Below are 23991 nucleotides of genomic sequence, written 5' to 3'. Positions count from 1 at the left end.
TGCGAGTGAAGGGGTGCGTTACAAGGTGCTGATCCTGAACTGCGTGAAGGTCGCCGCGCCGGCATGGCCCTGACCGGCGGGCGCGAGACCGAACAACCCGAGTAAGGCGCCGACCCAGCGCCAGGGGGTGGCGGCGAACACCGGCCCGGACGGACGGAGCCCGTCACCGGCGTCGTAGAAGAACCGACAACGCGCCCCCGCCCCGATCTCGATCCGCAGCCGCACCCGCCCCTCGGGCGCGAGCCGAGCGTGATCGGCGTCCCTTTCCCGGTCCGCGACCGCCTCCGCGAATCGATGCGCGACATGCACCGCCCCGTCCGCGCCCCGCTGGAGCCCGATCCAGCCGAACGCGTCCCCGAGCACCGCGAGCCCCGCCCGCGCCCCCGGCTCCGCGCTGTCCAGCCGCAGCTCCACCTCCACCGCACAGGGCGTGCCCGGTAGCCGCTGGGTGAGGATGTGGGGCAGCTTGCGCAGGTCGTGCGCGTCGGCCGAGCGGACGCAGGTCAGTCTCAGCCCGTCGCCCGAGTGCTGGGTGGCCCAGCCGTCCCGCGGGTTGGCGGTCCAGGACCACTGGCGGCCGAAGCGTCCGCCGGGGAAGTCGTCGTCGGTGGCGGGCGCGGCGGCCGGCTGCGCCGGCAGGTCGGGTTTGGGGTGTACGGCGACGGGGGCGCCGTCGTCGCCGAGCACCGGCCAGCCGTCGGGGCCCCAGCGCATCGGCTGGAGATGGACCACACGGCCATAGGCGCCGCGCTGCTGGAAGTGCAGGAACCAGTCCGCACCGGACGGGGTGCGCACCCAGCCGCCCTGGTGGGGTCCGTTGACGTCGGTGTCCTTCTGTTCGAGGACGATCCTCTCCTCGTACGGCCCGAAGAACCCGCGCGAGCGGAAGGCGCCCTGCCAGCCGGTCTCCACTCCCCCGGCGGGGGCCAGGATCCAGAACCAGCCGTCGTGCTTGTAGAGCTTGGGCCCTTCGAGGGTGAACCAGCCGGGGATCCGGTCGCCGTCGATGATCACCTTGCCCTCGTCGAGGAGTTCGGTGCCGTCGGGGTGCATACGGTGGCCGGTGAGCCGGTTCTTCACCCCTGACCGGGACTTGGCCCAGGCGTGCACGAGGTAGGCCTCGCCGGTCTCGTCGTCCCACAGGGGGCAGGGGTCGATCAGGCCCTTGCCCGCCTTCACCAGGTGCGGCTTGGTCCAGGGGCCGCGGATCTCGGGGGCGTTGACCTGGAAGATCCCCTGGTCGGGGTCGCCCCAGAAGATCCAGAAGCGGTCGTGGTGGTGACGGAGGGAGGGGGCCCACACTCCGCAGTCGTGGCGCGGGGCCGCGAACTGAGCCGCCGGCTCCAGGCGGTCGACGGCGTGGCCGACCAGGGTCCAGTTGACCAGGTCGCGGGAGTGCAGCAGGGGCAGGCCCGGGGCGCGGCCGAAGCTGGAGGCGGTGAGGTAGAAGTCGTCGCCGACGCGGAGGACGTCCGGGTCGGACCAGTCGGCGTTCAGGATCGGGTTGCGGTACACCTCGGTCGTCACGGGCTCACCGCCTTGCGGACCAGGGACGCCGCCTCCAGCTTGCTGATACGGCCGTCGGCGACGACCGTGACGATCCGGCGTACGGCGGTCTCGCCGGGCGGGATCGGCAGGCGCTCGTCGGCGGCGAGGGAGGATCCGACGCCGGGGTACTCCTCGGCGCGCACGAACCACGGGTCCCGGCGGGTCTGTTCGGTGGCGCCGGCGAAGACCAGGGTCCAGGTGGAGCCCGCGAGCGCCACCCAGGGGGCGCGGGTGCCGTGGATCTCCTGTTCGCCTTCGCGGTCGACGGTGAACACCTCCGGCGCCGACGCCTCCTTGCGGGCCCGCCAGAAGAAGCCGCCGTACGCGGCGCCGGGGCGGCCGTTGGTGGCGGGGCTGCCGATGGACAGCGGGCCGGAGGTGACGTTGGTCAGGGAGAAGGTGAAGTCCAGCGCCCAGGCGAACTCGGTGAGTTCGGTGGCGGCGACCGTGCGGCGCTCGCGCAGCAGCTCGGCGCCGGACGCCACCCAGCGCAGTTCCTCGACGAAGCCGTCGGGGTCGCGGAGCTGGAAGGCGGAGTGCCGTTGGGCGCCGTGGTTGTCCAGCTCGGTCGGGCCCTGGTCGCGGACGAAGGTGCGCCCGCCCCAGAAGTTGGACCCCTCGACGTCGGGAACGGCGACACCGACGCCGAGGTGGTGTATGTGGTCGGCGGGGCTCAGCTCGGTGACCGCCGTGCCGGCCAGGGTGGTGACGGGGTGCAGATACGGGCGCGGGGAGAGCCGGGCGGGCAGCTCCGGCCGGGTGACGTACCGGCCGACCGGCCGGCCCGCGACGCGCAGCACCGGGGTGTCGTGGGGGGTCATCAGGTGCTCACCTCTTTCGTTCGCGCCGGGCCGGCCCAGGGGGCGCCCAGCTCGGAGTAGAGGGCGAGGGTGTCGGCGGCGGCCGCGACGAGGCCGTCGACACCGAGCACGACCCGGCGCTGCTCGTCGGGGAGCAGCCGCCAGGCCCCATCGGGCAGCGCGGCCGGATCGGGGGCCTGTCGAATCGCCTCAACGACCCGCATGAAGGCGCCGGTCGCCTCGGGCGTGACCAGCAGGTCGGCCCCGTCGGTGAGGTGCTCGACGAGGTTCTCCAGCAGGTCCGTGCGGTCGTACTCGAACTCCTCGGGGCCGTGGCCCGCGCGCTGGAGCAGGACGCGGTCCTGCTTGTACCAGAAGGTGATCCGGCCGCGTTCGCCGTGGACGACGACGTACGGCTCGCCGGGGTCCTCGGCGCACAGCGTGGCGGCGACGACGACCGGGCGGTCCTGAGTGGTGGTGACGCGGACGCAGGAGGTGTCGTCGGACTCGATATCGTTGGCGCGCAGCAGCTCGGTCTCGATGCCGGTGACGTCCTCGGCGGCCGTCGTGCCGCCCAGCGCGAGCGCGGTGGCGACGGCGTGCGCGAGGGGGTTGGTGAGCACCCCGTCGATGACGTCCACGCCGTTCAGCCTGCGCTTGCCCGCCCAGGGCGCCCGCCGGTAGTACGCCTCGGCCCGCGCCCAGGCACCGGCGCCGCCGATCCCGACGATCTCGCCGATCGCGCCGTCGGCCATCAGTGTCCGGATCGCGGGCACGGCGTGCGAGCCGAGCGACTGGAAGCCGATCTGGCAGGCGACACCGGACTCGGCGACCCCGTCGGCCATGCGCTTGAACTGCGCATACGACGGCGCGGGCGGCTTCTCCAGCAGGATGTGCACGCCCTTGCGCGCGGCCGTCAGCGCCAGGTCGGTGTGGGTCGGGATCGGCGTGCAGATCACCGCGATCCGGGCGCCGGTGGAGTCGAGGAGGGCGCCGAAGTCGGCGGACTGCTCAGGCGCACCCGAGGGCAGGACGAGCCCCTCGGGGAACTCCTCCGCGCTCAGCGGGGTCAGCTCGCAGATCCCCGCCAGCCGCACGATCCCCTTGTCCTGGAGCCGGCGGATGTTGTCGAGGTGCCAGCGGCCGTGGCCGCGCGCGCCCGCGAGGACGATGGGTACGGCAGTGCTCATGGGATCCTCCCTGCGCCCGCGCCACGGGCCACCGCTCGGTCGGCCGCCTCGGCGCTGTCGATCTTTGTGTGCAGGGTAGGTGTCCAGCCGACGTCGGCCGTGAGGTCGCGCTCGCTGGCGGAGTTGTAGGCGTTGTAGATCGCGAGCAGGTCGACCGGGAAGCCGTTGAAGAGGGTGCCGGACTGGTGCAGGGCGGTGCCGTTCCAGCTCTTGACCAGGTCGGCGACCTCGATGTGGCCGGGGGTGTGGAAGGCGTTGTTCTCGGCGTAGAGGGCCGACTCGGTGCCGACGCCGAGGGAGTAGCGGTAGTCGTGGGCGTCGGCCGGGACGACGTACCGGTTGTTGTAGAGGTGCACCTGCCCGAAGCGGACGCGCGGGGCGCGCTGGACGAGGGACTCGAACTCGTTGTGGTGCAGGGTGACGCGGAGCTTGCCGCGATCCCCTGTCGCCGTGTCGCCGTTGCCGATGAGCATCGCCTTGTCGTGGTCGGCGAACCGGCTCCAGGAGACGGTGACCAGGTCGGAGGCGTTGGTGATGTCCAGCAGGCCGTCGTGGCGGAGGTAGTTGCGGCCGAAGTAGGTGGGTTCCTTCTCGTCCGGGTGGCCCTTGTCGCTGACGGTCACATGGTCGATCCACACATGGGTGGCGCCGCGCAGCCAGAGGTTGTCGTACGCCGTCTTCCAGTCGCCGAGGCCGCCGGTGTTGGGCTGCCAGACGGGGAAGCAGTCGTAGGCGTCGCGGAGTTCGAGGTTGCGGATGATGACGTTGTCCGCGTTCTTGACCTGGAGGCTGCCCCCCTTGAGGACGGCGTCGTCACCGAGTCCGACGATGGTGGTGTTCGAACCGACGGCGAGCTGGACCCGCTCGGCCTGCCTGGCGGCCGACGCCCGACGGGCCTCCTCCATGGGGCCGCTGGGCTTGGCGGAGCCCCAGGTGCGGGGGTCGTAGGCGGCCAGGTGCTTCTTCACGCTGTAGCCGTCGGTGGCGTAGTCGGCGCAGTCCAGGTGGTCGCCGTCGTCGTCGGTGTTGGCGTCGATGGTCCCGGCGATCTTGATGATCTTCGGTGTGGCGCTGCCGCCGTCGAGCGCCCGGACCAGCTCACTGCGGTTGCGTACGGTGAAGACGTGGGCGTCGTCGGCGGTGGAACCCCCTGTGGTACCACCGTCGGCCGCCGCCCAGCCGTCGTTCGCGGGCAGGGTGTCGCGGCTGATGTCACGGCCCTCGTCGGCGTGGGCCGGGACGCCGAGCAGTCCCAGCAGGGCCGTGGCGGCGATGACGTGACGGAGTCTCATCCCTTCACCGCCCCGGCGCTGAAGCCCGTGATGAGCCACTTCTGGATGAAGGCGAACACGATCACCACGGGTACGGCGGCGATGATGCCGCCCGCGGCGAGCGCGCCCAGGTCGACGCTGTCGGCGCCCATCAGGGTGTTGAGGCCGACCGGGATGGTCTGCTTCTCCTGGTTGTTGAGGAACATCAGGGCGAACAGGAAGTGGTTCCAGGAGTGCACGAAGGCGAAGGAGCCGACGGCGATCAGACCGGGCCGCAGCAGCGGCAGGACGACGATCCGGAAGGCCTTCATCCGGCCGCAGCCGTCGACCCAGGCGGCCTCCTCCAGGGAGTACGGCACGTTCTTGATGAAGTTGCTGATCAGGATGATCGACAGCGGCAGTTGGAAGACCGTCTCGGCGATGATGACGCTGCCGAGGGAGTTGATCATCTGCAGCTCGGCGAAGATCTCGAACAGCGGGACCAGGAGCAGCGCGCCGGGCACGAACTGCGAGCACAGCAGGGCCAGCATGAAGGCCTGCTTGACCTTGAAGTCGAACCGGGCGAGGGCGTAGCCGCCGGCCAGCGCGACCAGGGTCGTCATCAGCAGGGTGACGACGCCGACCAGCACGCTGTTCTGGAAGTAGGTGCCGAAGCTCCGCTCCGTCCAGACCTTCTCGAAGTGGTCGAAGGTCATCGGCCAGGGCACCAGCGAGGTGGAGCCGGCCGGGCGCAGGGAGAAGAGCAGGATCCAGTAGAACGGGATCAGGGTGAAGACGAGGTAGATGCCCAGCGGCAGGTAGATCTGCCAGCGTGGGGCCTCGTCCCAGGCGCGGCGCCGCTTCGTCGCCGGCCGCGGCGGTTCGGGGGCGGCGGGCGCGGGGGCGGGCGCGGCCTTGGTGGCCATCTCGGTGCTCACTTGTTGTCGCCTCCGAACTTGCTCAGCCGCAGATAGACGATCGAGCAGAAGAGCAGGATCACGAACGCGACGGTGGTCAGGGCGGACGCGTAGCCGAAGTTGTGGGCGTCGACGGAGGTGTTGGCGACGTACAGCGGCAGCGTCGTGGTCACGCCCGCGGGCCCGCCGCCGGTGAGGGTGTAGAGCAGGTCGACGTTGTTGAACTCCCACACCGCGCGCAGCAGTGTGGAGAGGATGATCGCGTCCTTCAGGTGGGGCAGGGTGATGTGCCAGAACTGCTTGATCCGGCTGGCCCCGTCGACCTCGGCGGCCTCGTACAGGTCCTTCGAGACGGACTGGAGGTCGGCGAGGATGAGGATCGCGAAGAAGGGCACGCCGCGCCACAGGTCGGCGACGATCGCGGCCCAGAACACGGTGCCGGTGTCCGACAGCCAGCTCGTGCCGTAGGAGCCGATGCCCGCGTCGGCGAGGTAACGGGTGATGCCGGTCTGGGAGTTGTAGAGCAGCACCCAGATCGCGGAGGTCAGCACGCCGGAGACGGCCCACGGGGAGAAGACCATGGCGCGGCCCAGCGCCCGGCCCACGAAGGTCTGGTTGACGATCAGCGCGAGCGCGAGCCCGAACAGGAGCTGCAGACCGACCTCGACGAACACCCACTTGGCGCTGAAGGTCAGCGTGTCCCAGAACAGCGGGTCCTCGGTGAAGGCGTGGACGAAGTTGTCGAAGCCCACGAAGCCGTTCCGCCACGGTTTGGTGGGGTTGTACTCCTGCAGGCTGTAGTAGAAGACGCTGATGACCGGGTAGGCGATGAAGCCCAGCATGAGCAGGGCCGCCGGGGCGATCAGCAGATACGGGAGCCTGCGCGGCGTGGCGGAGGCACGGCGCCGCCTCGGTGGCGCGGGCGGTTTCGCCACGGCTGCGGCTTGGGCCATGACTGGTCTCCGTTCTCGGTACGTCGTGCGTGCGGCTTGCTTGTGGTGCAGGAAGCGCTTTCTCGATATGCGGAGGTCGGTCCCGGTTTCGCGGTACGGGATGCCTCTTGTGGTTGTGTGGCGGCTGCGGGTGCGTTGGGGCTGGTCGCGCAGTTCCCCGCGCCTCTTTACGGCGTTGTTGTCAGCCTGCGTATGGGGCTGGGGACTTGCCCGGGCGGGCCAAGAACTCGAAGTCGCAGCCGGTGTCGGCCTGGGTGATCTGTTCGTTGTAGAGCGCGCCGTAGCCGCGCTCGTAGCGCGCGGGCGGCGGTGTCCACTCGGCCCGGCGGCGCTCCAACTCCTCGTCGTCCACGTCGAGTTGGAGGGTGCGCGCCTCGACGTCCAGGGTGATCAGATCGCCGGTCCGCACCAGTGCCAGCGGTCCGCCGACGTACGACTCGGGCGCGATGTGCAGCGCGCAGGCGCCGTAGCTCGTGCCGCTCATCCGGGCGTCGGAGATCCGCACCATGTCCCGTACGCCCTGCTTCAGCAGGTGGTCGGGGATCGGCAGCATGCCGTACTCGGGCATGCCCGGCCCACCCTTGGGACCGGCGTTGCGCAGCACCAGCACGCTGTCGGCGGTGATGCCGAGCGACGGGTCGTTGATGGTGCGCTGCATGGTCTTGTAGTCGTCGAAGACGACGGCCGGACCGGTGTGCTTGAGCAGGTGCCGCTCGGCGGCGATGTGCTTGATGACGGCGCCGTCCGGGCAGAGGTTGCCCCGTAGTACGGCGACGCCGCCCTCGCCGGCGACCGGGTTGTCGCGGGTGCGGATGACGTCGTCGTCGTGGACGACGGCGCCCTCGATCCGCTCGCCCAGGGTGCCGGTCACGGTCGGCCGGTCCAGGTGGAGCAGGTCGGTGATCCGCGAGAGGAAGGCGGGCAGACCGCCGGCGAAGTAGAAGTCCTCCATGAGGTACGTCTGTCCGCCGGGCCGCACGTTGGCCAGTACCGGGACGGTGCGGGCGATGCGGTCGAAGTCGTCGAGAGCGAGCTCGATGCCGGCCCGTCCCGCCATGGCGATCAGGTGGATGACCGCGTTGGTGGAGCCGCCGAGCCCGAGCACCGTGGTGACGGCGTCCTCGAAGGCCTCGCGGGTGAGGATCTCGGAGGGCTTGAGGGCGGTCCAGGCGAGTTCCACGGCGCGGCGCCCGGAGGCGGCGGCCATCCGCTCGTGCCCGGAGTCGACGGCCGGGATCGAGGAGGCGCCCGGCAGGGTCATGCCGAGGGCTTCGGCCGCCGCGGTCATCGTGGAGGCGGTGCCCATGGTCATGCAGTGCCCCGGCGAGCGCGCCAACCCGCCCTGGAGTTCCCGCAGTTCGCAGTCGGTCAGGTTGCCCGCGCGGTGCTCGTCCCAGTACTTCCACATGTCGGTGCCGGACCCGAGGGTCTCACCACGCCAGTGCCCCGGCAGCATCGGTCCCGCGGGCACGAAGATCGACGGTACGTCGGCGGAGGCCGCGCCCATCAGCAGCGCCGGTGTCGACTTGTCACAGCCGCCGAGCAGCACCGCCGCGTCGATCGGATACGACCGCAGCAGCTCCTCCGTCTCCATCGCGAGCAGGTTGCGGTAGAGCATCGGGGTGGGCTTCTGGTACGTCTCCGAGAGCGTGGAGACCGGGAACTCGAGCGGGAAGCCCCCGGCCTGCCACACCCCCCGCTTGACGGCCTCGGCGCGCTCGCGCAGATGGACGTGGCAGGGGTTGATGTCGGACCAGGTGTTGAGGACGGCGATCACCGGGCGGCCCCGGTACTCCTCCGCCTCGTAGCCGAGCTGGCGCATGCGGGCGTTGTGCGACCAGGTGCGCAACTGGCCCTCGGTGCCGTACCACTGATGGCTGCGCAGTTCCTCCGGGCGCATGCGCTCTGAGCCGGTCATATCGACCACCCGGCGGCTATCGCGGCGACCTCGGCGCGCTCGTCCTCGGGCAGCTCCCTGCTCGGCGGGCGGACGTCGCGGCGGCACAGGCCGAGGGAGGCGAGGGCCTCCTTGACGACGGTGACGTTGTCGGCGGAGCCGTTCGCGGCGCGCAGCTCCTCGAAGCGGCGGATCTGCTCCCAGACCTTCATCGCGCCCGGGTAGTCCCCGGATCGAAGCGCCTCGATCATGTTCAGCGAGACGGCCGGGGCGACGTTCACCAGGCCCGAGGTGAAGCCGGTGGCGCCGGCGGAGAAGTACGAGGGCGCGTACGGCTCGGCCAGCCCGGCGACCCACACGAACCGCTCCAGTCCGGCGTCGCGGGCGAACGCGGCGAACTTGGCGGCGTCCGGGACGGCGTACTTCACGCCGATGACGTTCGGGCAGTGGTCGGCGAGTTCGGCCAGGCGCGCGCCGGTGAGCTGGGCGTTGCGGATGTAGGGCACGACGCCGAGCTCGGGCACGGACTCGGCGATGGCGCGGTGGTAGTCGACCCAGCCGCGCTGGGCGACGTACGGGTGGACGGGCTGGTGGACCATCACCATCTGGGCGCCGAGCTCACGGGCGTGCCGGGCGGAGGCGATGGCGGTGGGGATGTCGTGCCCGACGCCGACGATGATCACGGACCGGTCGCCGGCCTCGTCGATGGTCATCTCGGTGACGAGGCGGCGCTCTTCGGGGGCGAGGGCGTAGAACTCGCCGGTGTTGCCGTTGGGGGTGAGCGTGGTGACGCCCCCGTCGAGCAGACGACGCAGCAGGGCCCGGTGGGCGTCCTGGTCCACGCGTCCGTCCTCGGCGAACGGGGTCACCGGGATCGCCACCACGTCGGCCAGGGCCGTCCGCTGGGACTCGAACGTCGTTGTCATGCCGGACCGTCCTCTCCCTGGGCCTCGACCCCCGCGTCCGGGAAGGCCCGTCGCACGAACGACGCGATGTGGGCGTGCAGGGCGCGCCCGGCGCCGTCCGCGTCCCCTTCGAGCGCCAGCCGCAGGATCTCCCGATGCTCGCCAGCCTCCCGCTCCCAGGAGGGCGAGGCGGCCCAGGCGACGGCCGAGACGAGGGCGGCCTGGTCGCGGACCTCGTCGAGCATCCGGCCGAGCAGCGGGTTGCCGCAGGGCAGATACAGGGCGCGGTGGAACTCCCGGTTGGCGAGGGAGCGTTCGGCGGTGTCGGTGGCGGCGTCGGCGCGGGTCAGCGCGTCACGGGCGGCGTCGAGGGAGGCTCCGCGCCGCACGGCCCGCTTGAGCGCCTCGGGTTCGAGGAGCAGCCGCACGTCGTAGACCTCGCGCGCCATGTCCGCGTCCACCATGCGCACCGTGACGCCCTTGTATTGGCTCATCACGACCAGGCCTGTCCCGGCGAGCGTCTTCAGCGCCTCGCGCACCGGGGTCTTCGACACCCCGAACTGCGTGGCGAGCTCGGTCTCGACCAGAGCCTGACCAGGCGTCAACTGCCCGGTGAGGATGCGGCGTTTGATCTCCTCCAGCACGAACTGCGTGCGCGAGGGGATCGGCGTGGGCACAGAGGTCATGCGCGCCTCTCGGATCTTCGCGGGATCTCTGATCTCGCGTATGGGATCTCACGTATCGCGTCTCATATATGACGTACGAAGTACGACGCGATGAAGGTAGGAGGGCACGCATGTTTCGTCAATGCTTCTGACAAAGGAAGTTGAGGTCGCCTCGTCCGGACGAGAGGATCAGGAGGTCACAGACCCCTGCGCGTGAACGTCAGATGGGTGACTCCGCTGGGTGCGGAGGTGGCCTCGACCTCGTAGTCCTTCTCCTGGCCCTCCAGTTCGTCCCAGAGGCGTACGCCGCGGCCGAGCAGGATCGGGGCCACCACGACGTGCATGTGGTCGATGAGCCCGGCGGCGAAGAAGTCGCGGACCACGGTGGGCCCCCCGCCGATGCGTACGTCCTTGCCGTCCGCGGCCTCGCGGGCCGTCTTGAGCGCCTCGGCGGGCGAGGTGTCGAGGAAGTGGAACGTCGTGCCGCCCTCCATCTCGATCGACGGGCGCGGGTGGTGGGTGAGGATGAAGGTCGGTGTGTGGAACGGCGGGTTGGGTCCCCACCACCCCTTCCACTCCGGGTCCTCGTGCCATCCGGGGTAGCCGAACTTCCCGGCGCCCATGATCTCGGCGCCGATCCCGGGCGCGAACTGCCGCGCGAAGGCGTCGTCGATACCGCCCGACCCGCCGGACCCGCCGGTCACCTCGTTCCACCACCGGGTGGCGAACATCCACTCGTGCAGCCTTTCGCCGGCGTGACCGAACGGCTCGTCCCGGCTCAGGCCCTCACCGGTGCCGAAGCCGTCGAGCGAGATGGAGAAGTTTTGGACACGGACGAGTGACATGACGGCGGTTCCCTTCTTTCTGCTGGTCACGGCTCTTTCTGCCGGTCACAGCTCTTTCTGCTGATCACGGCTGGTAAGACAGGTCCTGGTCGGCTACGCCCGCCACTGCGGATCCCGCCCGCTCAACCCCACCGCCCGGTCGAGCAGCGCCGCGTCGTCCGGGACGGGAACGACCGGGCCGAAGATGCCGCCGCCGCGGCTCGGGGCGTCGGCGGCCGCGAGCAGCATGCCGTAGGAGAGCTGCAGGGCGGCCGGGTCGGGGGCGTACGGCTGGCCGGTCGCCCGCGCCAGGTCCCAGCCGTGGATCACCAGCTCGTCCGTGACGACGACGCCCGCCTCCTCGCCCGTCAGCGGCACGCCGCCCGCACGGGTCTCGCCGGTCCAGGCGGCCGGGTCACGCCATACCTCGGCCAGTTCCGCGAGGACCTTGGGCAGCTCCTCGCGCCAGCCCGGCCCGATGTCCGGTAGTGCGGCCTCCGGGCTGGTGTCCGTCGTGGGGCCCAGATCCTTGCGGCCCGCGTCACGGAAGGCGACGGTCAGCCCGAGCAGGTGCCCCAGCAGGTTGCGCACCGTGTACTCCGGGCACGGAGTGCGGTCCGTGAACTGGTCGTCACGGACGCCGTCCGCGAGGCGGGCGATGACGCGGGTCTGTGGTTCGAGGTCGAGGGTGCTGTCAGTCATGGGCCGGCTCCTCATCGGTCTGTTCCTGAGAGGTTGACCGGCGGCGGGGGCGAAACTCATCGCCGGTACAGGACGAATCTCGGGCACTTTCCCGATCCCCGCACCCCCGCCTTAGCCGCACAGTGGCCAGGCATGACGACCACCACCACCTGCGCGCTCCCGCGCGTCCTGCGCCACCGCGACGCGGGCCTGTATCTCGCCGGAGTCGTGGTCTCCGGCTTCGGTACCTCGGCGCTGTGGCTGGCCTCCGGCGTATGGGTGAAGGACCTCACCGGCTCCGACGGTCTGGCCGCGCTGTGCCTGCTCGCCATGTGGGCGCCCACCCTGGCCGGCCCGCTGCTCGGCACGCTCGCCGACCGCGTCCGCCGCAAGCCCTTGCTGATCGGCCTGAACCTGCTCCTGGCCGCGCTGCTGCCGACCCTGTTCGCCGTCGATTCGGCGGACCGGGTCTGGCTGGTGTTCGCGGTCCTGTTCGGCTACGGCGCCGCGGGCGTCGTCCACGACGCCGCCGAGTCCGCCCTCGTCGCGAACGCCGTCCCGGCCTCCCTGCTCGGCGACTTCAACGGGCTGCGCATGACTGCCAACGAGGGCATGAAACTCCTCGCCCCGCTGGCCGGCGCCGGCCTCTACGCGGCGTACGGCGGCGCGCACGTCGCCCTGCTCGACGCCGTCACCTTCGTGCTCGCGACCGGCCTGTACGCGTGCCTGCGCGTGCGCGAGAGCAGGCCCGAGCCACCGGCCGGCGGCTGGCGGGCGCAGACCATGGAGGGCGCCCGCCACCTGTGGACGCATCCCCGGCTGCGGCCGCTCGTCCTGGCCGGCGGCACCACCATGCTGTTCGCCGGTCTCAACGGCGCGCTGATCTACGCCGTCATCGACGGCCTCGGGCACGTCCCCGCGTACGCCGGTGTGCTGTACGCCGTCCAGGGCGCCGGTTCGGTGGCGATCGGGCTGCTTTCCGGCCCGGCGCTGCGGCGGCTCGGCGAACGCCGATTCGCCGCGTACGGCATCGCCCTCACGGCCGTCGCCGCGGGCCTGCGCGCGATCCCGTCCGACCCGTTGGCCCTGGCGTGCAGCGCGGCGATCGGCGCCGGGCTGCCCTGTGTGCTGATCGCCGCGCTCACCGCCGTGCAGCGCGAGACCCCGGACGCGCTGCTCGGCCGTACCGCCGCCACGGCCAACACGCTCGTGTTCACGCCGAACGTGCTCGGGCTGGCGGCCGGGGCGGTCCTGGTCGAACTGCTCGACGTGCGGCTGCTGTCGGCCGTACTGGGCCTGGTGTGGCTGATGACGGCCCTGCCGCTGTTTCAGAGCGCGGCGAGCCCCTCGCGTACCGCCACCAGGTCGCCGTCCGACGCCAACCCCGCGTGATAGAGCCGGATTTCAGTGGCGCCCAGCTCACGCGCGCGTGCGGCGTCCGCCGCGAGCGTGCCCGGGCTGCCGCCCATCCCGGAGACCACACCGAGGTTGGCGGCGATGACGGCGCCTTCGCGGCCCTGCTCGGCGAAGGGCGTCAGCAGACCGGGTCCGCCCGCGCAGGGCACGACCACGCCGTCCGCGACGGACAGGATGTGCGCGGGGTCCACGCCGGGGTTCGCGCCGACGTGGTACGTCACCGGGTCGGCGTGCAGCAGCACCTGGAAGCCGTCGGGAGCGGCCCGGCGGACCGCCCGGATGGCCGCCTCCTGGAGCGTACGGGCGGTTTCGTCGCGCCACGCGCGCGTGGCCGCCGCCGTCTTTGAGCCGAGCAGCTTCTCGACCCCGGTCCAGCCCCCGTCGTCCGGCTCCCCCTGCCACAGCGGTTCGAGCGCGGCGCGTACGGCGGCCGCCAGCTCGTCGGCGTCCAGGCCCTGGGCGCCGTAGCCCTCCCGGCAGGTGGGGCAGAAGCACAGCGCCATCAGGTACATCCCGGCGTCGCCGAGCGGGACCCCGCCGGTCTTGTCGTGGGCGTGCAGGTGCTGCAGCCCGTACCAGCCCAGGGACTCCAGTTCGGTGCCGCGCGCCCCGGGCCGTACGGCGGCCTCGGCGGCGAGGTCGACGAGGTACGCGCGCGTGGCGGGCTGTGCGATGCACGGGGCCCAGGGGTAGCGGTCGCCGTAGGCGTTGACGACCGAGGTGTGCGGATGCTCGGCGCCCAGGCGGGAGTTGTGCGCGAGGACCACCCAGGTGTGCACCTCCACACCGGCGTCCGCGAGCGCGGCGGCGGCCTCGCCGAAGGCGTCGCCGGGCGCCCAGTCGCCGGCCGGGTACGGGCGCAGCTCACGGCCCTGCCACCGGTCGTCCGTCGGGTAGAGCACGGCCGCGTGCTCGGCGGTGACGATGCGGTGGCGCGGGTGGCGGGGGGTGAGGGCGCGGGTGGAGTGGTAGGCGGCGGCGAGTGTCACCTGTCGCACGCCGAGGGCGGCGATCCTGCCGGGTGCCTCCGGGTCTGCGTTGACGTCCCAGGGGTAGACGAATGTCGACGCCTTCACTTGGTGTCCTCCGGCTCCTTCTCCAGCAGCGCGTAGCCGCGTTCGATCACCTGCGCGAGTTGCTTGACATGATCCTCGCTCGGCTCGTGCAGCGGCGGGCGGACCTCCCCCACGTCCAGTCCGCGCAGCCGTACGCCCGCCTTGACGAGGGCGACGGCGTATCCGCGGCCCTGGGCGCGCAGCTCGACGAAGGGGCGGTAGAAGCCGTCCAGGAGGCGGCCCGCGGTCGTGTCGTCGCCCCTCTCCAGCGCGCCGTGGAAGGCGAGCGCGATCTCGGGGGCGAAGCAGAACACGGCGGAGGAGTAGAGCGTGACGCCGATCGCCCGGTAGGCGAGCTGGGTCTGCTCGGCGGTCGGCAGGCCGTTGAAGTAGAGGAAGTCGCCGGGGACTGCCGTGCGTACGGCGCTGACGATCCGCTGCATGAGGTCCAGGTCGCCGAGGCCGTCCTTGAGGCCGATGACGCCGTCCGTGCGGGCCAGCTCCACGACGGTGTCCGGGGTGAACACGGCGTTGTCGCGCTGGTAGACGATGACGGGCAGCGCACTCGCCGCGGCGATCTCCCTGTAGTGCCGCAGCAGCCCCTCCTGCCCGGCGACGACGAGATACGGCGGCAGGGCGAGCAGCCCGTCCGCGCCGGCGCCCTCGGCGAGGTGCGCGTACCGCACGGCGAGGGCGGTGCCGTACCCGGCGCCCGCGACGACCGGCACGCGTCCGTCCGTGGCCTCGACGGCGGCCCGTACGCACACCTCGTACTCCTCGGGCGTGAGCGCGTGGAACTCCCCGGTGCCACAGCAGGCGAAGACGGCGGCGGCCCCGGCCTCGACGCCGCGGCGCACATGGGTGCGGTAGGTGTCGAGGGCGACGGCGCCGTCGGGGCCGTACGCCGTGACGGGGAAGAACAGGGGCCCGGTGGGAATGCTCAGTCGTGCGGCGAGGGGGGCAGGCGTCACGGGCTCTCCCTAGGACGAGGACGGGTGAGAAGCAGGAGGCGGTGCAGCGGCACAGGTGATGCAGCATCCTGATCAGAGTTTATGTTTATGAACACATGTCGCACCACCCTTGACGAGAAAGGACGATGATCCTTAACTAGTCCACGCATGTGAATACCGGGCACCCATACGGCCGCCGATCGAAGGAGAACCGAGGATGCCAGCGCCCCGCACCGTTCTGCTCACCGGCGCCGCCGGCGGACTCGGCACCCTGATGCGGGACCTGCTCCCGGCGTACGGCTACGAGCTGCGGCTGCTGGACCTGCGCCCGATCGAGGGCGAGCCGGACACGATCGTCGCCGATCTGGCCGACCGGGACGCGCTGCGCGAGGCCGTACGCGGCGTCGACGCGATCATCCACCTCGCGGGCATCTCCCTGGAAGCCCCGTTCGAGAAGATCCTCAAGGCGAACATCGAGGGGACGTACAACCTGTACGAAGCCGCGCGCGAGGAGGGCGTCGGGCGGATCGTGTTCGCCTCCTCCAACCACGCGGTGGGCTTCACGCCCCGCCCGCAGGGCGACGACCCCTTGATCCCCGTCGACACCCCGCACCGCCCCGACACCTTCTACGGCCTGTCCAAGTCCTTCGGCGAGGACCTCGCCCAGTTCTACTGGGACAAGCACGGCCTGGAGACGGTGTCCGTGCGCATCGGCTCCTGCTTCCCCGAGCCGACCAGCGTCCGCATGCTCTCGGTGTGGATGAGCCCCGCCGACGGCGCCCGCCTCTTCCACGCGACCCTGACCGCCGAGAACGTCGAGCACACGGTCGTCTACGGCTCCTCGGCGAACACCCGCCTGTGGTGGGACCTGACCACCGCCCGCGCCCTCGGCTACGAGCCGCGGGACGACTCCGAGCCCTACGCCGAGAAGCTGATCGCCGAGCAGGGCGAGCTCGACCCGGAGAACGTCGCGCACGCCTACCTGGGCGGTCACTTCGTGAGCGACCCGCCCGTCTGGCCGTACTGACCGAAACGGGCGTGCGGAAGAGGCGGACGGGCACCGAACGGGCCCGTCCGCTTCCGCATTCGGGCATCCGCGCTGCCCGATCTCACGTCGCGATCTACGGCCACCCAGGTCCGAGACGGTCACGCGCCGAGTCGAACGGGCACAAACGGGCAGCATCGGCCCGGCAACAGGCCTGTTCAGTCCCGCTTTGCCGCTGTAGAACTTCCCCCATGGGCCCCACCGGGCCCGAACGGGCAACACGGCCCGGTCACCCCCGAGGCGACCGAGTCAGGCAGCACAGCACGGAAGCGGGTGTCGACGATGACGACGGCGAATACGGCGAAGACCGCCGAGGAACGCCAGCGTGAGATCGTGCGCCTCGCACGGGCCACCGGCTCGGTCGACGTCACCGCGCTCGCCACGGAACTCGGTGTCGCCAAGGAGACCGTGCGCCGGGACCTGCGCGTCCTGGAGGACCACGGCCTGCTCCGCCGCACCCACGGCGGCGCCTACCCCGTGGAGAGCGCCGGCTTCGAGACGACGCTCGCCTTCCGCGCCACCAGCCATGTGCCCGAGAAGCGCCGGATCGCGGCCGCGGCCGCCGGGCTGCTCGGGGACGCCGAGACGGTCTTCGTCGACGAGGGCTTCACCCCGCAGCTCGTCGCCGAGTCCCTGCCCACGGACCGGCCGCTGACCGTGGTCACCGCGTCCCTGCCGGTCGCGGGCGCCCTCGCCGAGGCCGAGAAGGTCTCCGTACTGCTGCTCGGCGGCCGGGTGCGCTCCGGCACGCTGGCCACCGTCGATCACTGGACGACGAAGATGCTGTCCGGCTTCGTCATCGACCTGGCGTTCATCGGCGCCAACGGCATCTCCCGCGACCACGGCCTGACCACGCCCGACCCGGCGGTCAGCGAGGTCAAGTCGCAGGCGATCCGGTCCGCGCGGCGCACGATCTTCGCCGGGGTGCACACCAAGTTCGGAGCGGTCAGCTTCTGCCGGTTCGCCGAGGTCGGCGCGCTGGAGGCGATCGTGACGAGCACCCTGCTCCCCGCGGCCGAGGCCCACCGCTACTCGCTGCTGGGACCACAGGTCATCCGCGTCTGACGTCCGCGCCACCACCCCAAGCACCCCCCCAACCGAAGATCCAGAAATCCAACCGACCCACCCCCTAGGGCACCCCCATACCCACAACCGTCCCCTTTGTCGCTAAATGTCCAGGAGCACCAGCATGCGAACCCAGAGCCGACGCGCGCCACGATCCATCCTTCTCGTGGCAGCCGTAGGGACGCTGATCACTCCGCTCGCCGCCTGCGCGGGCGCCGGCGGGTCCGGATCCTCCGACGGCAAGTCCATCAACGTCCTGATGGTGAACAACCCGCAGATGGTCGAGTTGCAGAAGCTCACCGCCGACAACTTCACCAAGGACACCGGGATCAAGGTGAACTTCACCGTCCTGCCCGAGAACGACGTCCGCGACAAGATCAGCCAGGACTTCGCCAACCAGGCGGGCCAGTACGACGTCGCCACCCTGAGCAACTACGAGATCCCGATCTACGCCAAGAACGGGTGGCTCCACTCCCTGGACGAGTACGTCAAGGGCGACACCGCCTTCGACCAGGACGACATCCTCAAGCCGATGACACAGGCCCTCACCGCCGAGGACGGCAAGCTCTACGGTGAGCCCTTCTACGGCGAGTCCTCCTTCCTGATGTACCGCAAGGACGTCCTTCAGAAGGCGGGCCTGACCATGCCCGCCAAGCCCACGTGGCAGCAGGTCGCCGACATCGCCGCCAAGGTGGACGCGGCCGAGTCCGGCATGAAGGGCATCTGCCTGCGCGGCCTGCCCGGCTGGGGCGAGGTCATGGCACCGCTGACCACGGTCATCAACACCTACGGCGGCACCTGGTTCGACAAGGACTGGAACGCCCGGCTCGACTCCAAGGAGACCAAGGAGGCCACCCGGTTCTACGTCGACCTGGTCCGCAAGCACGGCGAGTCCGGCGCCGCGCAGTCCGGCTACGCCGAGTGCCTGAACAACATGACCCAGGGCAAGACGGCCATGTGGTACGACGCCACCGCCGGCGCCGGCTCCCTGGAGGCCTCCGGCTCCCCGGTCAAGGGCAAGATCGGCTACGTCCCCGCGCCGGTCGAGAAGACCGACAGCTCCGGCTGGCTCTACACCTGGGCGTGGGGCGTCCAGAAGGCGTCCAAGAACGCCGAGAACGCCTGGAAGTTCATCTCCTGGGCCTCCGGCAAGGACTACGAGAAGCTCGTCGGCGAGAAGATCGGCTGGGCCAACGTGCCCGGCGGCAAGCGGGCGTCGACCTACGACATCCCGGAGTACCGCAAGGACGCGGCCGCCTTCGCGGACGTCACCCGGGACGCCATCGCGAACGCCAAGCCCGAGGACCCGGGCGTGCAGCCCCGGCCCGCGCCCGGCATCCAGTTCGTCGGCATCCCCGAGTTCACCGACCTGGGCACCAAGGTCTCCCAGGAGATCAGCGCCGCGATCGCCGGCCGTCAGTCCGTGGACAGCGCCCTGAGCAAGTCGCAGAAGCTCGCCGAGGCCGTCGGAAAGAAGTACCAGTAGCCATGACCGTCACGACTCCCCCCACCCGGGTCGCCGCCGCTCCCGAGCGGCCGGCGGCCCGCCGGCCGAACCGCATGCGCGCCTGGGCCACCCGGGCCCCGCTGCTGCCCGCGCTGATCTTCATGATCGTCGTGACGCAGCTCCCCTTCGTGGCCACCCTGGTCATCTCGTTCTTCGACTGGAACGCCCTCTACCCGGACGACCGCCACTTCGCCGGCTTCGCCAACTACTCGGAAGTGCTCAGCACGCCCGAACTGCGCAAGTCGGTGTGGACGACGATCCTGCTGACCGCGACGGTCGTACTCGTCAGCCTGGTGCTCGGCCTGGTCCTGGCCCTGTTGCTGGACCGGAAGTTCCGCGGCCGGGCAGCGGTGCGGACCATGCTCATCGCCCCGTTCCTGCTGGTGCCGATCGCGGCCGCGCTGCTGTGGAAGCACGTGCTCTTCAACCCCGAGTACGGCCTGTTCAACGGCATCCTGCACTGGATCGGGGGCGACGGGGCGGTGCAGCCGGACTGGATCTCCGAGATGCCGCTGATCGCGGTCGAGGCCTCGCTGATCTGGCAGTGGACGCCGTTCATGACGCTGATCCTGCTCGCCGGACTGCAGAGCCGCGACCCGCAACTGCTGGAGGCGGCCCGGGTGGACGGCGCGAACGACTGGCAGGTGTTCGTCCATATGACGCTGCCGCACATCCGCCGCTACATCGAACTGAGCGTGCTGCTCGGCTCGATCTACATCGTGCAGAACTTCGACGCGGTGTACACCATCACCTCCGGCGGCCTGGGCACCGCGAACCTGCCGTACACCATCTACCAGACCTTCTACCAGGCGCACGAGAACGGACTCGCCTCGGCGGCCGGCGTCATCGTCGTCATCGGCTCGATCATCCTCGCGACCTTCGCCCTGCGCGTGGTGTCGTCCCTGTTCCGCGCGGAGGTGTCCCGCTGATGACCGCCACGCTCACCACCGCCGGCCCGCGCCCGACACGGCCCCGCGCCCGGCTCCAGGGCGCGGCCCTGGGAATCGCCGCCTGGCTGGCCGGCATCCTCTTCGTCCTGCCCATCCTCTGGATGGTCCTGACGTCCTTCCACTCCGAGGCGGACGCGGCGACCAACCCGCCCTCCGTCGCCGCCTCGCTCACCCTCGACGGCTATCGCGAGTTCTTCGGCGCGGGCGGCGGCGCCAGCCCCTGGCCCTCGCTGATCAACTCGGCGACGGCCTCGGTGGCCTCGACGCTGCTGACGCTGTGCCTCGCGCTACCTGCCGCCTACGCGCTGTCGATCCGCCCGGTGAAGAAGTGGACGGACGTCCTGTTCTTCTTCCTCTCCACCAAGATGCTGCCGCTGGTGGCGGGCCTGCTGCCGATCTATCTCTTCGCGAAGAACACCGGCCTGCTCGACAACATCTGGGCGCTGGTCATCCTCTACACGGCCATGAACCTGCCGATCGCGGTGTGGATGATGCAGTCCTTCCTCTCCGAGGTGCCGGTCGCGATCATCGAGGCGGCGCAGATCGACGGCGCGCGGCTGCCGACGATCCTGTGGCGCGTGGTCGCCCCCATCGCCCTGCCGGGCATCGCGGCGACGTCCCTGATCTGCTTCATCTTCAGCTGGAACGAGCTGCTGTTCGCCCGCGTGCTGACCGGCGTGGTGGCGGAGACCGCCCCCGTCTTCCTGACCGGCTTCATCACCAGCCAGGGCCTGTTCCTGGCCAAGGTGTGCGCCGCGTCGCTCGTCATCTCCCTGCCGGTGCTCGCCGCGGGGTTCGCCGCCCAGGACAAGCTGGTCCAGGGCCTGTCGTTGGGAGCCGTGAAATGAAGGCCGCCGTCATCGAGTCCGTGGGCAAGGCCGTCGTCGCCGAGGTCCCGGACCCGACGCCAGGACCGCGCGACGTCGTGGTCGAGGTCGCGGCGTGCGGCCTGTGCGGAACCGATCTGCACATCCTCCAAGGCGAGTTCGCCCCGAAGCTGCCGATCGTGCCCGGACACGAGTTCGCGGGCGAGGTCGTCGCGGTGGGCACCCAGGTCACGGAGCTGTCGGCGGGCGACCGGGTCGCGGTCGACCCGTCGCTGTACTGCTACGAGTGCCGCTACTGCCGTACCGGCCACAACAACCTGTGCGAGCGCTGGGCGGCGATCGGCGTCACGACGGCCGGCGGCGCGGCGCGGTACGCGGTGGCCCCCGTGGCGAACTGCGTGAAGCTGCCGGAACACGTGCGCACGCAGGACGCGGCGCTCGTGGAACCGCTGTCGTGCGCGGTACGCGGCTACGACGTCCTGCAGTCCCGCCTCGGCGCGCACGTCCTCATCTACGGCTCGGGCACGATGGGCCTGATGATGCTGGAGCTGGCCAAGCGGACCGGCGCGGCCAGCGTGGACATGGTGGACGTGAACCCGGCCCGCCTGGAGACCGCACGCAGGCTCGGCGTCTCGGCGTCCGCCGCGAACCCCGACGAGCTGGACCGCCCGCAGGGCTGGGACCTGGTCGTGGACGCCACGGGCAACGCGGCGGCGATCCAGGACGGACTGGACCGGGTCGCCAAGGCGGGCACCTTCCTGCAGTTCGGGGTGGCGGACTACGCGACGCGCGTGACGATCGACCCGTACCGCATCTACAACCAGGAGATCACCATCACCGGCTCCATGGCGGTGCTCCACAGCTTCGAGCGCGCGGCGGAGCTGTTCGCCGGCGGCGTCCTCGACCCGGAGATCTTCATCAGCGACCGCATCCCGCTGGACCGCTACCCGCAGGCACTGGAGCAGTTCGCGTCCGGGGTGGGGCGCAAGATCGTGGTGGTGCCGTAGGTCAGGGCGGAGGCGCTGCACCCGTTTGCCAGGTAAGGGAACGGTAAAGCGCCTCCGCTCGTTCACCGGGCATGACAGCTATGACCCCCGGCTCGAACATCCCTCTCTCCGCCGCGCGTGTGACGGTGGACGTCGCCGCCCCGGTGCGGCTCGACGTATCGGGCCTGCTGCTCACCGCCGACGGCAAGGTGCGCTCCGACGACGACTTCATCTTCTACAACCAGCCCAGCGGCCCGGGCGTGACGTACCGCTCGGGCGGCGGCACCAGCCCCGACGCGATCACGGTCGACACGACGGCCGTACCCCCGGGCATCGAGAAGATCGTCGTCACCGCCAGCCCGGACGCCGCCGGCCAGACCTTCCAGGGCATCGAACCGACGGCCACCATCCGCAACGCGGACGACAACAGCGTCCTGGCCACGTTCACGCCCCCGCAGCTCGGCACCGAGACGGCACTGGTGATCGTCGAGGTCTATCTGCGGGGCGGCGCCTGGAAGGCCCGCGCGGTCGGCCAGGGCTACGCCAACGGCCTGGCCGGCATCGCCACCGACTTCGGCGTCACGGTCGAGGAACCGGCCCCGGCCGCCCCCGTGGCCCCGCCGCAGCCGACCATGCAGCCCCCGGTCACCCCGCCGGCCCCGCCCATGACCACCCCGGCCGCTCCCCCGGCCCCCGCGGCGCCGCCCGCCCCGCCCGCGCCGGGCGCCGGGAAGATCAACCTCGACAAGGGCCGCGTCAGCCTCCAGAAGAACCAGACCGTCTCCCTCGTCAAGGGCGGCCGCCCCCTGCTCTCCCAGGTCAAGATGGGCCTCGGCTGGGAGCCTGCGTACCGCGGCAAGGACATCGACCTGGACGCCTCGGTCATCGCCTACGGCCCGCAGCGCAACCACATCGACAGTTGCTACTTCGGCAAGCTCCAGATCCTGCACGGCGCGATCCGCCACTCCGGCGACAACCTCACGGGTGAGGGCGGCGGGGACGACGAGGTCATCACCGTCGACCTCGGACGCCTGCCCCAGGAGGTCACCGGCCTGGTCTTCACGGTCAACTCGTTCTCCGGCCAGAAGTTCACCGAGGTCGCCAAGGCCTACTGCCGCCTCCTCGACGCGGGCACCGGCGAGGAGCTGGTCCGCTTCGACCTCACCAACGCCGAGGCGCAGACGGGCGTGATGATGGCCAAGCTGATCAGGCAGTTCTCCGGTGAGTGGGAGATGACGGCCATGGGCGACTTCGTGAAGTCCCGGACCGTACGGGGCATGGTGAAGCCCTCGGCACAGGCGCTGTAGGCAGTCGTACGACGCCCAGGGCGCCCTCGGCGAAGGGGGCGCCCGGTGGTCACAGAGGCCGTCAGGCAGTCTCAGGCAGAGGCCCGCACGACCAGCTCGGGAATGACCCAGGCATCCGCGCCGCTCATCGGCTCCTCGCCCGCCCTCAGCCGGGCCACCTGCTCGACGGCCAGCCGGCCGAGCCGCCGCTTGTCGAGGTGCAGGGTGGTCAGGGCGGGCTCCACCAGCTCGCCCAGCGACAGTCCGTCGAAGCCCAGGACGGCCAGGTCGTCCGGGATCCGCCGCCCCCGGCGCCGGGCGGCGCGCATCGCGCCGACAGCGATGAGGTCGTTGAAGCCGAACACCGCGGTGATCTCGGGCCGTCGGTCGAGCAGTCGCCCGATGCCGGCCTCACCCCCGGCCACGCTGTGCTCGTCGCACAGCTCCGTCCAGCCTTCGTCCACGGGCAGACCGTGCCGCCGGGCCTGCTCCAGGAAGGCCTGCCGGCGCGGACCGGGGCCATGCACGCCGTCCAGCATGCCGATCGCCCGGTGCCCCGCCCCGACCAGGTGCGCCATAGCCTGTTCGAGCCCTGCGGCGGCGTCGATCCCCACGGCCGCGAAGCGGGTCTGCTGCGGGCCGCGCTCCAGCAGCACCAGCGGCACACCACCGAGGTGGCGGGCGAGCACGTCGTCCGGGCTCCTGAAATAGCCCACGACCGCGTCCGCCTGGTGGGAGAGCACGTCGAGCGCCTCGCGCTCCCTGCTCTCGTCGATGCGGGAATCCCACACCACGACATGCCACCCGCGCTGCTCGGCCGCCTCCAGCACTCCGGCGGCGACCTCGGGGAAGAACGGATTCATCAGATCCGGGATCACCAGTCCCACCGCCACGGTCCCCTTCTGCACGAGGCCGCGCGCGAAACGGCTTGGGCGGTAGTCCAGCAGCCGAGCCGCCTCCAGCACCCGCTCCTTGGTGGCCGGGCCGATCTCGCCCTTGTCGTTGACCGCGCGGGAGACCGTCTGGCGGGACACTCCGGCCAGCCGTGCGACGTCATGGATCGTGGCCCGGCGGCGGGTGCCGTCGGGCTGGTCGACTCTCGGCTCCCGCTGCTGATCGTCCGCCAACACGCTGTGCACTGTATCCGGCCAGGTGGGCACGACGGCAGGCCCCACAGGCGGAACGGCTGGAAGGGCCGGGTGGCCGCCTAAGCGCTCCGCTGGAATTGCGGCGATGGATCGTCGATCGGCTGCGGCGCCGTCGTGGCTGGTCGC

Annotated in this window: 22 protein-coding genes; 8 read left to right on the top strand and 14 right to left on the bottom strand. The window is 71.0% G+C overall.

The window, feature by feature from the left end; genetic code table 11:
- Positions 1–18 precede the first annotated feature (18 nt).
- The 11 genes from ACP4J3_RS17795 to ACP4J3_RS17745 form a co-directional block, all read right to left on the bottom strand.
- Complete coding sequence (locus tag ACP4J3_RS17795; RefSeq protein WP_426535411.1) at positions 19–1527, bottom strand: family 43 glycosylhydrolase; 1509 nt, start codon at positions 1525–1527, stop codon at positions 19–21.
- The gene (locus tag ACP4J3_RS17790; RefSeq protein WP_426535409.1) at positions 1524–2369 is read right to left on the bottom strand and encodes a PmoA family protein; all 846 of its coding nucleotides are present in this window, start codon (positions 2367–2369) and stop codon (positions 1524–1526) included. Before ACP4J3_RS17790 ends, ACP4J3_RS17795 begins: the two co-directional genes overlap by 4 nt.
- Positions 2369–3538, bottom strand: a complete 1170-nt coding sequence (locus tag ACP4J3_RS17785) for a Gfo/Idh/MocA family protein (RefSeq protein WP_426535407.1) — start codon at positions 3536–3538, stop codon at positions 2369–2371. The genes ACP4J3_RS17790 and ACP4J3_RS17785 overlap by 1 nt, the downstream gene beginning before the upstream one ends.
- Complete coding sequence (locus tag ACP4J3_RS17780) at positions 3535–4830, bottom strand: pectate lyase family protein (RefSeq protein WP_426535405.1); 1296 nt, start codon at positions 4828–4830, stop codon at positions 3535–3537. The genes ACP4J3_RS17785 and ACP4J3_RS17780 overlap by 4 nt, the downstream gene beginning before the upstream one ends.
- The gene (locus ACP4J3_RS17775) at positions 4827–5714 is read right to left on the bottom strand and encodes a carbohydrate ABC transporter permease (protein ID WP_426535568.1); all 888 of its coding nucleotides are present in this window, start codon (positions 5712–5714) and stop codon (positions 4827–4829) included. Before ACP4J3_RS17775 ends, ACP4J3_RS17780 begins: the two co-directional genes overlap by 4 nt.
- Before the next feature lie 8 nt (positions 5715–5722).
- Complete coding sequence (locus ACP4J3_RS17770) at positions 5723–6658, bottom strand: carbohydrate ABC transporter permease (RefSeq protein WP_426535403.1); 936 nt, start codon at positions 6656–6658, stop codon at positions 5723–5725.
- Between the two features lie 181 nt (positions 6659–6839).
- Positions 6840–8576, bottom strand: a complete 1737-nt coding sequence (gene araD, locus ACP4J3_RS17765) for an L-arabinonate dehydratase (protein WP_426535401.1) — start codon at positions 8574–8576, stop codon at positions 6840–6842.
- Positions 8573–9481 carry a dihydrodipicolinate synthase family protein gene (locus tag ACP4J3_RS17760; protein ID WP_426535399.1) on the bottom strand — a complete coding sequence of 303 codons (909 nt, stop codon included), beginning with the start codon at positions 9479–9481 and terminating at the stop codon, positions 8573–8575. The genes araD and ACP4J3_RS17760 overlap by 4 nt, the downstream gene beginning before the upstream one ends.
- Positions 9478–10146 (bottom strand): GntR family transcriptional regulator, encoded by a 669-nt coding sequence (locus ACP4J3_RS17755; RefSeq protein WP_426535397.1) that lies wholly within the window; start codon positions 10144–10146, stop codon positions 9478–9480. The genes ACP4J3_RS17760 and ACP4J3_RS17755 overlap by 4 nt, the downstream gene beginning before the upstream one ends.
- Positions 10147–10322: 176 nt before the next feature.
- A complete protein-coding gene (locus ACP4J3_RS17750) occupies positions 10323–10970 on the bottom strand; it encodes a dihydrofolate reductase family protein (protein ID WP_426535395.1) in 648 nt (215 codons plus the stop codon).
- Between the two features lie 93 nt (positions 10971–11063).
- Positions 11064–11651 carry a TIGR03086 family metal-binding protein gene (locus ACP4J3_RS17745; protein ID WP_426535393.1) on the bottom strand — a complete coding sequence of 196 codons (588 nt, stop codon included), beginning with the start codon at positions 11649–11651 and terminating at the stop codon, positions 11064–11066.
- 132 nt (positions 11652–11783) lie between these two features.
- Between ACP4J3_RS17745 and ACP4J3_RS17740 the strand changes: the two genes are divergently transcribed.
- On the top strand, positions 11784–13022 hold the full coding sequence (locus ACP4J3_RS17740) for an MFS transporter (protein WP_426535391.1): 1239 nt from the start codon (positions 11784–11786) through the stop codon (positions 13020–13022).
- On the opposite strand, the gene ACP4J3_RS17735 is transcribed toward ACP4J3_RS17740, so the two are convergent.
- Entirely contained in the window at positions 12959–14122 is a 1164-nt protein-coding gene (locus ACP4J3_RS17735; RefSeq protein ID WP_426535389.1) for a hypothetical protein, read from the bottom strand. The two genes, ACP4J3_RS17740 and ACP4J3_RS17735, sit on opposite strands and share 64 nt — an antisense overlap.
- Complete coding sequence (locus ACP4J3_RS17730) at positions 14119–15072, bottom strand: 5-dehydro-4-deoxyglucarate dehydratase (RefSeq protein WP_426535387.1); 954 nt, start codon at positions 15070–15072, stop codon at positions 14119–14121. Before ACP4J3_RS17730 ends, ACP4J3_RS17735 begins: the two co-directional genes overlap by 4 nt.
- Before the next feature lie 196 nt (positions 15073–15268).
- On the opposite strand from ACP4J3_RS17730, the gene ACP4J3_RS17725 reads away from it, so the two are divergent.
- The 7 genes from ACP4J3_RS17725 (at position 15269) to ACP4J3_RS17695 (ending at position 22738) form a co-directional block, all read left to right on the top strand.
- Positions 15269–16078 carry an NAD-dependent epimerase/dehydratase family protein gene (locus ACP4J3_RS17725; protein WP_426535385.1) on the top strand — a complete coding sequence of 270 codons (810 nt, stop codon included), beginning with the start codon at positions 15269–15271 and terminating at the stop codon, positions 16076–16078.
- A 300-nt stretch (positions 16079–16378) separates the two neighbouring features.
- Complete coding sequence (locus ACP4J3_RS17720; protein WP_426535383.1) at positions 16379–17161, top strand: DeoR/GlpR family DNA-binding transcription regulator; 783 nt, start codon at positions 16379–16381, stop codon at positions 17159–17161.
- A 124-nt stretch (positions 17162–17285) separates the two neighbouring features.
- Positions 17286–18647 (top strand): ABC transporter substrate-binding protein, encoded by a 1362-nt coding sequence (locus tag ACP4J3_RS17715; protein WP_426535381.1) that lies wholly within the window; start codon positions 17286–17288, stop codon positions 18645–18647.
- A 2-nt stretch (positions 18648–18649) separates the two neighbouring features.
- Positions 18650–19597, top strand: coding sequence for a carbohydrate ABC transporter permease (locus tag ACP4J3_RS17710; RefSeq protein WP_426535379.1), 948 nt, complete (start codon positions 18650–18652; stop codon positions 19595–19597).
- The gene (locus ACP4J3_RS17705) at positions 19597–20466 is read left to right on the top strand and encodes a carbohydrate ABC transporter permease (RefSeq protein ID WP_426535377.1); all 870 of its coding nucleotides are present in this window, start codon (positions 19597–19599) and stop codon (positions 20464–20466) included. The genes ACP4J3_RS17710 and ACP4J3_RS17705 overlap by 1 nt, the downstream gene beginning before the upstream one ends.
- Entirely contained in the window at positions 20463–21452 is a 990-nt protein-coding gene (locus ACP4J3_RS17700; RefSeq protein ID WP_426535375.1) for a zinc-dependent alcohol dehydrogenase family protein, read from the top strand. The genes ACP4J3_RS17705 and ACP4J3_RS17700 overlap by 4 nt, the downstream gene beginning before the upstream one ends.
- 80 nt (positions 21453–21532) lie before the next feature.
- The gene (locus ACP4J3_RS17695; RefSeq protein ID WP_426535566.1) at positions 21533–22738 is read left to right on the top strand and encodes a TerD family protein; all 1206 of its coding nucleotides are present in this window, start codon (positions 21533–21535) and stop codon (positions 22736–22738) included.
- Positions 22739–22809: 71 nt separating this feature from the next.
- Here the strand turns inward: ACP4J3_RS17695 and ACP4J3_RS17690 are convergent, their stop codons facing one another.
- On the bottom strand, positions 22810–23856 hold the full coding sequence (locus ACP4J3_RS17690; protein ID WP_426535373.1) for a LacI family DNA-binding transcriptional regulator: 1047 nt from the start codon (positions 23854–23856) through the stop codon (positions 22810–22812).
- Positions 23857–23991: the final 135 nt, after the last annotated feature.

Source organism: Streptomyces sp. UG1 (genome assembly GCF_049974585.1).
In the GTDB taxonomy this organism is placed as follows: domain Bacteria; phylum Actinomycetota; class Actinomycetes; order Streptomycetales; family Streptomycetaceae; genus Streptomyces.
This window is presented reverse-complemented; position numbering and strand designations above follow the sequence as displayed.